At 71.5% G+C, this 12,432-nt stretch carries 10 protein-coding genes; 5 read left to right on the forward strand and 5 right to left on the reverse strand.

Annotated features, from left to right (window positions below):
- Positions 1–42: 42 nt before the first annotated feature.
- Positions 43–2,454, forward strand: a complete 2,412-nt coding sequence (gene metE, locus IH80_RS0112700; protein ID WP_420708777.1) for a 5-methyltetrahydropteroyltriglutamate--homocysteine S-methyltransferase — start codon at positions 43–45, stop codon at positions 2,452–2,454.
- A gap of 12 nt (positions 2,455–2,466) precedes the next feature.
- On the opposite strand, the gene IH80_RS0112705 is transcribed toward metE, so the two are convergent.
- Together IH80_RS0112705 and IH80_RS0112710 are read right to left on the reverse strand one after the other, a co-directional pair.
- Entirely contained in the window at positions 2,467–3,126 is a 660-nt protein-coding gene (locus tag IH80_RS0112705) for a TetR/AcrR family transcriptional regulator (protein ID WP_051809178.1), read from the reverse strand.
- 104 nt (positions 3,127–3,230) lie between these two features.
- Positions 3,231–5,294, reverse strand: coding sequence for a discoidin domain-containing protein (locus tag IH80_RS0112710; RefSeq protein ID WP_030960167.1), 2,064 nt, complete (start codon positions 5,292–5,294; stop codon positions 3,231–3,233).
- Between the two features lie 282 nt (positions 5,295–5,576).
- On the opposite strand from IH80_RS0112710, the gene IH80_RS0112715 reads away from it, so the two are divergent.
- Entirely contained in the window at positions 5,577–5,861 is a 285-nt protein-coding gene (locus IH80_RS0112715) for a hypothetical protein (RefSeq protein WP_030960169.1), read from the forward strand.
- 30 nt (positions 5,862–5,891) lie between these two features.
- On the opposite strand, the gene IH80_RS0112720 is transcribed toward IH80_RS0112715, so the two are convergent.
- Both IH80_RS0112720 and IH80_RS0112725 read right to left on the reverse strand, forming a co-directional pair.
- Positions 5,892–7,100, reverse strand: a complete 1,209-nt coding sequence (locus IH80_RS0112720) for a serine hydrolase domain-containing protein (protein ID WP_030960171.1) — start codon at positions 7,098–7,100, stop codon at positions 5,892–5,894.
- Between the two features lie 135 nt (positions 7,101–7,235).
- Complete coding sequence (locus IH80_RS0112725) at positions 7,236–8,864, reverse strand: AMP-binding protein (RefSeq protein ID WP_030960172.1); 1,629 nt, start codon at positions 8,862–8,864, stop codon at positions 7,236–7,238.
- Between the two features lie 131 nt (positions 8,865–8,995).
- Here IH80_RS0112725 and IH80_RS0112730 point away from each other — a divergent pair, with 131 nt between their 5' ends.
- A complete protein-coding gene (locus IH80_RS0112730; protein ID WP_030960173.1) occupies positions 8,996–9,352 on the forward strand; it encodes a zinc ribbon domain-containing protein YjdM in 357 nt (118 codons plus the stop codon).
- A 104-nt stretch (positions 9,353–9,456) separates the two neighbouring features.
- On the opposite strand, the gene IH80_RS0112735 is transcribed toward IH80_RS0112730, so the two are convergent.
- Positions 9,457–10,437, reverse strand: a complete 981-nt coding sequence (locus IH80_RS0112735; protein WP_030960174.1) for a ScbA/BarX family gamma-butyrolactone biosynthesis protein — start codon at positions 10,435–10,437, stop codon at positions 9,457–9,459.
- 109 nt (positions 10,438–10,546) lie between these two features.
- On the opposite strand from IH80_RS0112735, the gene IH80_RS0112740 reads away from it, so the two are divergent.
- Together IH80_RS0112740 and IH80_RS0112745 are read left to right on the forward strand one after the other, a co-directional pair.
- On the forward strand, positions 10,547–11,251 hold the full coding sequence (locus IH80_RS0112740; RefSeq protein WP_078906479.1) for a ScbR family autoregulator-binding transcription factor: 705 nt from the start codon (positions 10,547–10,549) through the stop codon (positions 11,249–11,251).
- Positions 11,248–12,204 (forward strand): NAD-dependent epimerase/dehydratase family protein, encoded by a 957-nt coding sequence (locus IH80_RS0112745; RefSeq protein ID WP_037879722.1) that lies wholly within the window; start codon positions 11,248–11,250, stop codon positions 12,202–12,204. The genes IH80_RS0112740 and IH80_RS0112745 overlap by 4 nt, the downstream gene beginning before the upstream one ends.
- Positions 12,205–12,432 lie beyond the last annotated feature (228 nt).

A 12,432-nucleotide genomic window follows, 5' to 3' on the forward strand; every position in this document is an offset into this window, starting at 1 on the left:
ACGCACAGGTACGCCCTCCCGCAACCGGTCGAGGTCCGTCCGATGCGTCATCCCTTCGCGCTCCCGACCCCCACCGGGGTCCACAGGAGACAGCTCGCGAAGGAGAGTTCCGTGACCAGCAAGACTCCCGCCACCGCCGTACGGGCCGGTGCGGCCACCGTGTACGGCTACCCCCGTCAGGGGCAGAACCGGGAACTGAAGAAGGCCGTCGAGGGCTACTGGAAGGGCCGGGTCGGCGCCGACGCCCTCCGGGAGACGGCCCGCGACCTGCGCCGGGCCAACTGGCGGCAGCTGGCCGACGCCGGCATCACCGAGGTGCCCACCGGTGACTTCTCGTACTACGACCACGTGCTGGACACCAGCGTCATGGTCGGCGCCGTCCCCGCACGCCATCGCGCCGCCGTCGAAGCGGACCCCCTGGACGGCTACTTCGCCATGGCGCGCGGCACCCAGGAGGTGCCCCCGCTGGAGATGACCAAGTGGTTCGACACCAACTACCACTACCTGGTACCGGAACTGGGCCCGGACACCGTCTTCACCGCCGACTCCTCCCAGCAGGTCGCGCAGTTCGAGGAGGCCCGCGCGCTCGGCCACACCGCCCGCCCGGTGCTGGTCGGGCCGGTGACGTACCTGCTGCTGGCCAAGCCCGCCCCCGGCGTGGCGGCCGGCTTCGACCCCCTCGCCCTGCTCGACCGTCTGCTCCCCGTGTACGCACAGGTCCTCGCGGACCTGCGCGCGGCCGGGGCGGAGTGGGTGCAGCTGGACGAGCCCGCCCTGGTGCAGGACCGCACCCCGGCCGAGCTGAACGCCGCCGCCCGCGCGTACCGCGAGCTCGGTGCCGCGGCCGACCGGCCGAAGCTGCTCGTGGCCTCCTACTTCGACCGGCTCGGCGAGGCCCTGGCCGTGCTGGCCAAGGCCCCCGTGGACGGGCTCGCCCTGGACTTCACCGGCGCGGCCGCCGCGAACCTCGACGACCTCGCCGCCGTCGGCGGCCTGCCCGGCAAGCGCCTGGTCGCCGGCATCGTCAATGGCCGCAACATCTGGATCAACGACTTCGAGAAGTCCCTCGCCACGCTCGGCACCCTCCTCGGCCTGGCCGGCAGCGTCGACGTGGCCGCCTCCTGCTCGCTGCTCCACGTGCCGCTGGACGCCTCCGCCGAGCGGGACATCGACCCGCAGGTCAGGCGCTGGCTCGCCTTCGCCCGCCAGAAGACCGCCGAGATCGCCACGCTCGCCCGCGGGCTCGCCCGCGGCACGGACGCCATCGCGGCCGAACTCGCCGCCAACCGGGCCGACCTGGCCTCCCGGGCCAACTCCTCCGTCACCCGTGACCCCGCCGTCCGTGCCCGGACCGCGGCCGTCACCGACGCCGACGGCCGCCGATCCCAGCCGTACGGGCGGCGGGCGCCCGCCCAGCACACCCGTCTCGGCCTGCCGCTGCTGCCCACGACGACCATTGGATCGTTCCCGCAGACCGCCGAACTGCGCACGGCCCGCGCCGACCTGCGGGCCGGCCGCACCGACACCGCCGGCTACGAGGACCGCATCAGGGCGGAGATCCGGGAGGTACTGGCCTTCCAGGAGAAGGCGGGTATCGACGTGCTGGTGCACGGTGAGCCCGAACGCAACGACATGGTGCAGTACTTCGCCGAGCAGCTCACCGGCTACCTCGCCACGCAGCACGGCTGGGTCCAGTCCTACGGCACCCGCTACGTCCGTCCGCCCGTCCTGGCCGGCGACATCTCCCGCCCCGACCCGATGACCGTCCGCTGGACCACGTACGCGCAGACGCAGACGGCCAAGCCGGTCAAGGGCATGCTCACCGGGCCGGTCACCATGCTCGCCTGGTCCTTCGTGCGCGACGACCAGCCGCTCGCGGACACCGCCCGGCAGGTCGCACTGGCCCTGCGCGACGAGGTGAACGACCTGGAGGCCGCCGGGACCTCCGTCATCCAGGTGGACGAGCCCGCGCTGCGGGAGACCCTCCCGCTGCGCGGCGCCGACCACGCGGCCTACCTCGCCTGGGCCACCGAGTCCTTCCGGCTCACCACCGCGGGTGTCCGGCCGGACACCCAGATCCACACGCACATGTGCTACGCCGAGTTCGGCGACATCGTCGAGGCCATCGGCGACCTCGACGCCGACGTCATCAGCCTGGAGGCCGCCCGGTCGCACATGCAGGTCGCCGACGAGCTCTCCGGCGCCGACTATCCGCGCGAGGTCGGCCCGGGCGTCTGGGACATCCACTCGCCGCGGATCCCCTCCGTGGACGAGGCCTCGGCGCTGCTGCGCAAGGGCCTGGAGGCCATCCCGGCCGAGCGGCTGTGGGTCAATCCCGACTGCGGTCTGAAGACCCGGGCCTGGCCCGAGACCCGGGCCTCCCTGGAGAATCTGGTCGAGGCGGCCCGCCTGGTCCGCGCCGAGGTGGGTGCCGAAGGCTCCGGCGCCGTCTGACGGGCTCCGTCGTCAGACGGGGAGCGGGGGACCGGCGTACTCCCGCGAGTGCGGCCGGTCCCCGTCCGTGGCCCCGTCCGCGGCCTCGGCGAGCCCCGCGACGTGGTCGGTGATCATGTCGAGGATGGCCGCCGAGACCGCGGCGTCGCCGAGCACCAGGTGGTTGAGGGTGAGCCCGTCCGTCATGGCGGCCAGGTAGCGGGCCAGTACGTGCACCGGTACGCGCAGTTCGAAGGGCATGAGCCGGCGCAGCTGCTCGATGAGCTCGGTGTAGGTGTCGGAGTACAGCTCGTACTGGCGTCGCGCGAGGTGCTCGAACCCGGGCCGCCGCAGGGCGTACTGCGTGAGCTCGTAAGTGAGCATGTGCTCGCCCGGGTGGGCGGCCACGTGGTCCCAGTACGCCTGGAAGCCGGCCCGGATGGTCTCCCGGAGGGTGGCCCTGGGCCGGATGGCCTCCCTCGCCACGGTGATGCCGTGCTCGGTGATCGCCACGATGACGGATTCCAGCAGGGCCTGCTTGGACTCGAAGCAGTAGTGGAAGACGCTCAGCGAGACGCCGGCCTCGGCGCAGATCGAGCGCGTCGTCGCCTTGGCGACGCCGTCGCGGGCCATCACGCGGATCGCCGCCTCGGTCAGCTGGCGGCGTCGCTCGGCCGACGGCATCCGTGCCATGGGCGTCGTTCCCTTCGTTCCGTGCGGTGCGGTGGGGCTAAGGCGTCCGGGGCCGGCCGGATCGGCGGATCCGGCCGGCCCCGGACGCGGGGACGTGAACGGCGTCAGCTGCTGTAGACACCGACCTCGTGGAGCGAGTAGCCCCACTTGGTGCCGCGCTGCACTCCGTGGACGCGAACGTAGCGGGCCGTGGTGCCGGTGAACAGGGCCGTGTCCAGACCGCCGTCACCGGCGGTGGTGGACCACGCGGACCGCCAGTTCGTGCCGTCGCCCGACAGCTCGATGCGGTAGGCCTGCCCGTGCGCCCGCTCCCAGTCGAGGGTGACGCGCTTGACCAGGTTGGCCGCGCCGAGGTCGATCTGGATCCACTGGTCGTCGCTCCAGTCGCTCGCCCAGCGGGTGCCCGTGTTCCCGTCCACGGCCCGGGACGGGGCGTAGCTGGTGAACGGGTTCCACTCGGAGGAGCTGGCCGTGGCGGACGCGCCCGAGGCGAGGTTCACCCCGGCCTTGTGCTTCTCCGACGAACCCCACGTGGTGAGGTAGGACTCGGCGCCGCGGAAGAGGTCGTCGACCACGTCCTGGCCGCCGACGATCCGGAGGTCCTCGATCCAGTCCGGGACCAGGCCGTAGTGCGAGGCGCCGTCGGTGTTGAGGTCCCAGGTGCGCTGTCCGGTGGTCTGCTTGTCGATGACGGAGCCGCCGTCGACGCTGCGGAACGGGTAGCGCACCGGGTTCGGGGTGTCGGCGCCGCGGGGTCCCGGCCACCCGCCGACGCCGTTCATGTCGGTGCCGTAGCCGTAGCCGACGTTGTACTTGTCGCGCAGGGCGTTCTTGGCCTTGGCCTCGGCGCTGAAGCCCTCGGCCCCGCCCATGTACTGGGCGACGAACCCGCCGAGCTTGTAGAGCCGCTCGGTCCAGTTGTCGTCCATCCAGCTGTGCGAGGAGATGATGCCCGGGTAGGACTCGGACTCCAGGATGTCGAAGGCCCGCCCGGCGGCCTTGACGCTCATGTGGTCGATCTCCAGCATCATCTTGCGTTTCATCATCCCGCGCACCGCGTACTCACCGAGGTCGGTCAGACCGCGGGTGTTGCACTGCGCGTCCGCCGCGTACGAGGGCACAGACACACCCGCCGGGAGCTCCTTCTGCGCCGCGGGAGCGGCCGCGAGCCCGATGGGGTTGTCGTGCTGCGGGCCGGTGCACTTCTCCGTCTTCCAGAAGGTGCCGGTCGACAGGAACTGGCCTACGTTGATCGCGGTGCCGAGCGCGCCCTGGTCGAAGCGGACACCGCACAGGGCGTTGTCGAACTTGTGGCAGAGGAACATGCTGCGCACGCCCAGCCGGTGCAGCTCGTCGAGGCCCCGGTCGATGTCCTCCTTGCTGCACTGCGCGACGTCCAGGATCTGCTTGCAGCCGAAGGGTTCGGAGGTCTCGACTCCCAGGACGACCGCCAGCTTGCCCTGCTTGATGACCTCGCGGGCCTGGGCGGAATCGGTGACGATACGGAACCAGCCCTTCCCTGGGCCGCCGTACATCTTGTCGACGAAGGCCTGCATGTCGTACGTCTTCTGCGCTTCGAGCCGGATGGCGGTCATCTCGTCGCAGCTGCGGTCCTTGAAGAAGTAGACCGAGCAGATCACGCCGTTCGTCACGAGGTCGTTGACGAGGACGCGCTGGCCGCCGCGCCAGGCCCGTTCGACCCAGGCGTAGTAGTTCTGCTGGTGGGTGAGCGAGTCGTGGGCGGGCCAGTCCTTGAAGGTGGGCCAGCCGTTCGGGTCGTGCTTGCCGTCACCGCCCTTGGTGATGAAGTCGAAGACCGCCAGGGTGCCGTCGGGGTAGTGCTCGGGGCAGTCCTTGAGCGCGTCGGCCACGCCCATGTCGGAGAAGGGCTTGCCGCAGATGAGACGCCCGCCGAAGCCCTCGTTGGACATCAGGTGGTCGTGGGCGTCGACGAAGCCGCGGACCCTGCCCTGGGAGTCGGTGCCCTTGAAGGGCTCGCCGGTGATGTTGATGTCGGAGTCGGGTGCGGGCCGCGCCACCGGATTCCACCAGCCGGGGTCGGCGGCGGAGCTCGGCACGGGGCCGAGCACCATCGCGACGACGGCGAGGAGCAACGACAGGACCGCGAGGGGGCTGCGCCTGTGGTGCGTGTGTCGGGAAGTGGTCATCACTCACGTCTTCGGTCAGCGGATGCCGCGATGGAGGGGTCGGATCCGTTTCCGGGACGCGACGGCCACAGGGGGGTGTCCACTTGTCATGAACCCGCAAACGGTGCGTCGAGAATCGCCACTGGCGCCGACGGAGTCAAGAGTCCGGGACGGATGACCTGATGAATCGTCAGAACGCTTTCCGGGCAGATGGGCGCAGGAGAGGCGGCACGGGACCGACGGGGGAGCGGAGCCCGGCGTGGCCGGACGGCGGGAGCCCACGGGACGGCCTACCGTCGGGGTATGAGCGCAATGGCCGTGGTGTACGAGGTGGAGGACCCGGTGACGGCGCACGCCGACGGGACCGCGGCAGGCGGCGGCGAGGTGACCGTCGTACGCGTGCACGCGGCACCCGTGGCGCCCGGCATGCCCGGTGTCCCCGGCCCGCGGACCTTCTGCGGCAGGGACACCTTCGCGATGCAGGCCGCCCCGCGGCAGCCCGCGGGACGGCCCGGCCCGTCGTGGTACGACGCCGACTACGCGGACCGGGTCTGCCCCGCCTGCGACGACGCTGTGGGCAGCGACTGAGGGACCGGCGCGGCACCGGCCGCGCGGGCGTCAGCGCGCGTTGTGCTCGGGCAGGTCCCTCTCGGCCGGGGCGAAGCCGAAGCCGCGGGCGCCCTTCTTCTCGGTCTGCTTACCGCAGAACGCCGCTTCGAGGGTGCCGCCGAGCGCCGTGTTGGCGGCACCCCGGTTCGAGGTGTTCGCCATCGCGGAGAGGCTGCGCCGGCCGTCGCGCGTGGAGAAGGCGTAGGTGTAGAAGCCCTGCACCGTGCCCGTGTGCCCGTAGACCGACGTGCCGCAGGAGAGGTCGTAGCGGCGCAGGCCCAGCCCGTAGAACCGGGTGTTCGTGGTGTCCGTCGGGGTGGCGGTCACCATGGCGTCCAGCAGCTTCGGGGACAGCAGCCGGCCCCCGAGCAGCGCCGCCGTGAAGGTGTTCAGGTCGGCCGGGCTGGAGATCACCGCCCCGGCGGACTGGGCCCACGACACCGTCTGCTCGGTGGAGTCGACCAGCGGTGCGCCGGCCTCGTCGGGGTGCAGGTAGCCGCGGGCGTGCAGCCCCTTGATCCGGGTGTCGGGGTGCACGTACGTGGTGTCGCGCAGGCCCAGCGGCTTGAAGATGCGGCGCTCGTACTCCTTGCCCACCCGGTTGCCGGTGGCCTTCTCGATCAGCATGCCGACGACGACGAAGTTGGTGTTCGAGTACTTGTACGCCACGCCCGGCTCGGTCGTCCTGGGCTCGCGCAGCGAGAGGTCGAGCAGCTCCTGGTAGCTGAACACCTTGTTGCGCACGGCCTCGAAGCCGGGGACGGTCCGCTCGAACATGGCGTCGGTGTAGTCCGCGAGACCGCTGCGGTGGGTCAGCAGGTGGCGCACGGTGATCCGGTCGTCGGGCAGCAGGCCGGGCAGGTAGCGGTTGACCGGGCCGTCCAGGTCGATCTTCTTCTCGCCGACCAGCTGGAGCAGGACCACGGAGGAGAAGGTCTTGCTGACACTGCCGATCCGGAAGCGGGCCTGCGGGTCCATGGCCGCGCCCGTGGTCCGGTCGCGCACGCCGACGGCCCGGGTGCTGACCCCGTCCGGGCCGCTGAAGCGGGCCATGGCACCGGGCGCTCCGGCAGCCGTGGTGTTGCGCAGAGCCTGGGTCAGGGCTTCGAGGTCGGGAGTGGTTCCGGCGGCCCGGGCGGTGGTCGCGGGGGCGACCGCGGCGGTCACGGCGAGCAGGGCGGCGGTCAGGGCGAGTCGTCGGTTCAGGGGCAGCGGCACGGTGCTGGGTTCCTCTGGTCGGTGGTCAGTCGGCAGGGGGGAGGGGCGTCGCGGTCGGCCGGCCGGCGCGACCGTGACGCACCCAGAAAGATCATCGGGCAGGAGGCGCGGCGGCGTGAGCCGCAACGCGCCGTTCTACGAAGGTAGTTCCAGCAGACGCAGGGCTTCCTGGCGCATTTCCACCTTGCGGACCTTCCCGGTGACGGTCATGGGGAACTCGTCCACGACGTGCACGTAGCGCGGGATCTTGAAGTGGGCCAGCCGGCCCGCGCAGTAGGCGCGGACCGTGTCCGGGGTCAGCGGCTCGGCCCCCTCGCGCATCCGCACCCAGGCCATCAGCTCCTCCCCGTACTTGGCGTCGGGCACCCCGATGACCTGGACGTCGAGGACGTCCGGATGCGTGTGGAGGAACTCCTCGATCTCGCGCGGGTAGAGGTTCTCCCCGCCGCGGATCACCATGTCCTTGATCCGGCCCGTGATGCTCAGGTAGCCGTCCTCGTCCATGACGGCCAGGTCGCCCGTGTGCATCCACCGGGCCGCGTCGACGGCCTCCGCGGTGCGCTCCGGTTCCTCCCAGTAGCCCAGCATCACCGAGTAGCCGCGGGTGCACAGTTCGCCCGGTTCGCCGCGGGGCACCGTCCGCCCGGTCCCCGGGTCGACCACCTTGACCTCCAAGTGGGGCCCGACGCGGCCGACCGTGGACACCCGCCGCTCGACGGAGTCGTCGGCCCGGGTCTGCGTCGACACCGGCGAGGTCTCCGTCATCCCGTAGCAGATGGACACCTCGGTCATGCCCATCCGCTCGATGACCTCCCGCATGACCTCGACGGGGCAGGGCGAGCCCGCCATGATCCCCGTGCGCAGGCTGGACAGGTCGTACGCGTCGAAACCGGGTTCGGCCAGCTCGGCGATGAACATCGTGGGGACGCCGTAGAGGGAGGTGCACCTCTCCGACTCCACGGCGGCCAGGGTGGCCGCCGGGTCGAACGACGGCGCGGGGATCACCATGGCCGCGCCGTGGCTGGTGCAGGCGAGGTTGCCCATGACCATGCCGAAGCAGTGGTAGAAGGGCACCGGGATGCAGACGCGGTCCTGCTCGGTGTAGTGGCACAGCTCGCCCACGAAGAAACCGTTGTTGAGGATGTTGTGGTGCGAGAGGGTCGCGCCCTTGGGGAATCCGGTGGTCCCGGAGGTGTACTGGATGTTGACGGCGTCGTCCGGGCTGAGCGCGGCCTGCGCCCGGGCCAGGTCGTCCGGGTCGCCCCCGCGGCCGCGCTCCAGCAGGGAGTCCCACAGCGGGCCGCCGAGCAGGGCCACGAACTCCAGCGCCGGACATTGCGGGCGGACCTCCTCGATCATGGCGGCGTAGTCGGAGCTCTTGAAACGGTCCGCCGCGGCCAGCAGCCGGATGCCGGACTGCCGCAGTACGTACTCCAGTTCGTGGGAGCGGTAGGCGGGGTTCACGGTGACGAGGACGGCCCCGATCCTGGCGGTGGCGTACTGCACGAGCGTCCACTCCGCGCGGTTGGGGGCCCAGATCCCGACGCGGTCGCCCTTCGTGATGCCCAGGTCCAGCAGGCCGAGGGCGAGCGCGTCGACATCGGCGGCCAGCTCCGCGTACGTCCACCGGCGGCCGGCGGCCACGTCCACGAGGGCGTCGCGGTCGGGGAACCTGCGCACCGTGCGGTCGAGGTTCTCGCCGATGGTGTCACCGAGCAGTGGCACGTCGCTGACCGCGGACGCGTAACTCGAAGCGGCAGACACATGGACCTCCTGGAGGGACGGACTGGCGGACGTGCGGACCCACGGGCGTGCGGGCGATCGGGCGCGCGGACTCACGGGCGGGCGGGCGATCGTGCGATCTGGGACGATGGCGCCTGAAATATACTGGTGGGGTGACGGAGAACCCCTTGCCAGCCTGCCCCGAGTGCGCGGGTGCCTACGCCTACGAGATGGGCTCGCTGCTGATCTGCCCCGAGTGCGGGCACGAGTGGCCGCTCGCCGGCGCCGGACAGGAAGAGGCCCCGGCCGAGCGGGTGGTCAAGGACGCCGTCGGCAACGTCCTGGCCGACGGTGACACCGTGACGGTGATCAAGGGACTCAAGGTCAAGGGCAGCCCGACCGGGATCAAGGCGGGCACCAAGGTGCGCAACATCCGCCTCGTCGAGGGCGTGGACGGTCACGACATCGACTGCAGGATCGAAGGGTTCGGGCCGATGCAGCTCAAGTCCGGCGTGGTCCGCAAGGTCTGACGCGGAAACGGAAGGCGCCTGCCGGGCAGAGCCGGGCAGGCGCCTTCGTCGTACGGGCGGGGGAACGGTGCAGCGGGAACGGTGCCGAACTCCCCGGGGGAAGGTCAGGTCGCGGAGTACGCGCGCAGGGGCGCGGCCGCCGTGGTGGTGATCGTCGCCGTGGCGGTGAAGATGTCCTCGCCGTCCTGCCGGGCCACGACCCGCACCGGGTGCCGACGGCCGTCCGGCGACGCCGTGTGGTCGGGGAGCGCGGTCGTCTCGATCCAGCAGGGCGAGTTCAGTTCCGCGTAGCGGAAGAATTGCATCTCCATGTCGGTCAGGACCCCCCGGCGGGGGAACGCGGAGGCGTACGCTGCCTGGCGCACGGCCTCCAGCAGCAGCATGCCCGGGGCGTGGTCGACGGGGTGGTCGAAGAGGATCGGATGGTTGAGGTCGGCCCGCAACTGGGCGCGGTGCAGGGAGCTCGTGGGGGAGAGCACCACGTCGTGGAAGCGGTCGCGGCACACCCGCCGGGGCGTCATCGGAGGCGGGAGCGGGATGACGCCGGCGGTGACCTGGTCGAGGTCGGCGTTCCCGCCGCGCAGGCGCCGGTACACGGCGTCGGGCTGGTTGGTGAATCCGGCCTCGGCGGTGCCGAGGAACTCCCCGTCGCGGGTGGCGGTGACGTGCATGGTCAGGCGTGCGAGCCTGCGGCCCCGGCGGGCGATGCCAGAGCAGCGGATGTGGAGCATGATGTCGGCCGGTCTCGAACCGACCACCAGTGCCGCGGGGTTGGTCGAGTAGCTGAACGTGTCCCAGATCTGGCGGTGGCCGAAGGGCACGTCGTACGCCACGTGGCTGAGCAGCGGGATGGCCTGGCGGACGGATTCGGCCAGGAGCAGCGGGTCGTGGTAACCCGCGTCGGGCGAGTAGAAGCTGTGGGCGCGGGGCCACTGGGCGGTGATGACGTACTCGTCGGGAGCGACGGAACGCCACCCGGTGAGCAGGACTTCGGAGTGCGCGCTCTTGTGCACGTACTCCCGCGGTAAGGCGCTGCTGAGCACGGCGGCTGCGGGCGAGGTGGAGCGAGTAGCTGACACAGTCATGGTTGAGCCCCCCTGGAACGTCGGACATGAGCTGGTGCTGGTGCTTGTTCGGCGCTGGGTCCTAAAATAAAGGATGTTCGTTTTTTTTGTCGAGAAGGATTAGGTGCTCATGTCAGAGCGGAAGCAGCAACGGGCCCCCCAACTCAGGGCAGTTCAGACCAAGGCGGCCATCCTGCGCGCCGCCGCGGAGGTCTTCGACGAGTTCGGCTTCAGCGGAGCCAGCATCAGCAAGATCATGAAGCGGGCGGACGTCACGCAGGGCGGGATGTACTTCCACTTCGGCTCCAAGGAGGAACTCGCCTACGCCGTGATGGTCGGGCAGGGCGAGGGCCTGGAGTTCCCCGCCGGCGAGGACGGCCTCCAGCGGCTGGTGGACATCACGCTCTACCTCGCCGAGCAGCTCCGGCACAATCCGGTGCTCCGCGCCGGCGTACGACTGGCCGTGGAACAGGGCGAGTTCGGCCTGCGCGACGACGTCGCCTACCAGGCCTGGGTCCTGGAGTTCCGCCAGCAGCTGCGCTTCGCCCGCGCCAAGGGCGAGCTCCAGCCCGACGTCGACGACCACGAGCTGGCCTGGGTCCTGGTCAGCTCCTTCACCGGCGCCCAGCTCTTCTCCCAGGCCTCCACCGGCCGCGTCGACCTGCCGCAGCGCATCGCGTCGCTCTGGCGCTACCTGCTGCCCGCCGTCGCCACCGAGGACACGCGCAAGGGCCTGCGCCTGACCCTGCCGGAGACCGGACCGGAGCAGCCGTCGCAGCCGCAGCCGCAGCCGTCGCAAGCCGATGCGGACCGCAAGCCGGAGCAAGAGGGTTGACCGGCCGTCAGGTCGTCGTGACCGGGGCGACGGGCTTCATCGGATCCGAGGTGCTGCGCCGCCTGGCCGAACGGGATCCGGACGCCGTGGCGCGGGTGGTGTCCCGTACGCAGGCCCCCGACGCCGTCGGCGGCGGACGGCGGGTGCGCGCGGACCTGGCCGACCCGGCCTCGCTGCACGGGGTGTGCGAGGGCGCCGACGTCCTCCTGTCACTGGCCTCCTCCATCGGGCCGGACGCCCGCCTCTGCGAGACGGTCAACGCCGTGGGGACCGCGGCGCTGATGGCCGAGGCACGGCGCGCGGGAGTGCGGCGCATCGTCCATCTGTCGACCTGCGCCGTCTACGGGCCGGGGCCGCACCGCGGCGCGGACGAGGCGGAGTTGACGCCCGCCCCGGTGTCACCGGCCAGCAGCAGCAGGCTGGCGGGGGAGGCGTCCGTGCTCGACGCGGGGGGCCTGGTCCTGCGTGCGGGACTGGTGCTGGGCAGCGGCGACCGATGGGTCGTACCGGCACTCGCCGACGCGTTCCGGCGGGTACCGGCGCAGTGGGACGGGGGAGCGGGGACGGGCTCCTTCGTCGATGTCGGCGACCTGGCACGGCTCGTCGTGGCGTTCGCGCTCGGGGACGGCTCCGCCGCGGCGGCGAAGGGTGTGCTGCACGCCCACCACCCGGAGCCGGTCCGCAACCAGGACCTCATGGACGCGCTGGCCGGACACGGGGTGCTGCCGGCGCGGCCGGCCGTGGACTGGCCCTGGGCCCGCTGCCTGGAGGCCCTGGCCCAGACCCCGGGCTGGGTGAGCGAGCGGCAGTTCACGCTGCTGGCGCGCGACCACTGGTACCGCGCGGACGCGGCGTGGCGGCTCGCCGGGATCGAGCCGGGTCCGGGTCCGCTGGACCGGCTCGGCCGGGCGGCGCCCTGGTACCGGGAGAGGGGTGCGCTCCCCCCGGGGTGACGGCGATCTGCCAAAGCCTCAACGGGATGGGGGCGGAGGGGCCGTGGTGGGGAAGGGGGCGGGTAGCGTCCCGGACACAGCCGGTCCCGGTCGTCCCGTTGACCCCGTTGGAGGAGTGAAATGCCCGACCTTTCGAACATCGTCAAGGCGTATGACGTGCGTGGCGTTGTGCCGGACGAGTGGGACGAGTTGCTGGCGGAGCTGTTCGGTGCTGCTTTCGTCGAGGTC

It is taken from the genome of Streptomyces sp. NRRL S-378, assembly GCF_000720645.1.
In the GTDB taxonomy this organism is placed as follows: Bacteria; Actinomycetota; Actinomycetes; order Streptomycetales; family Streptomycetaceae; genus Streptomyces.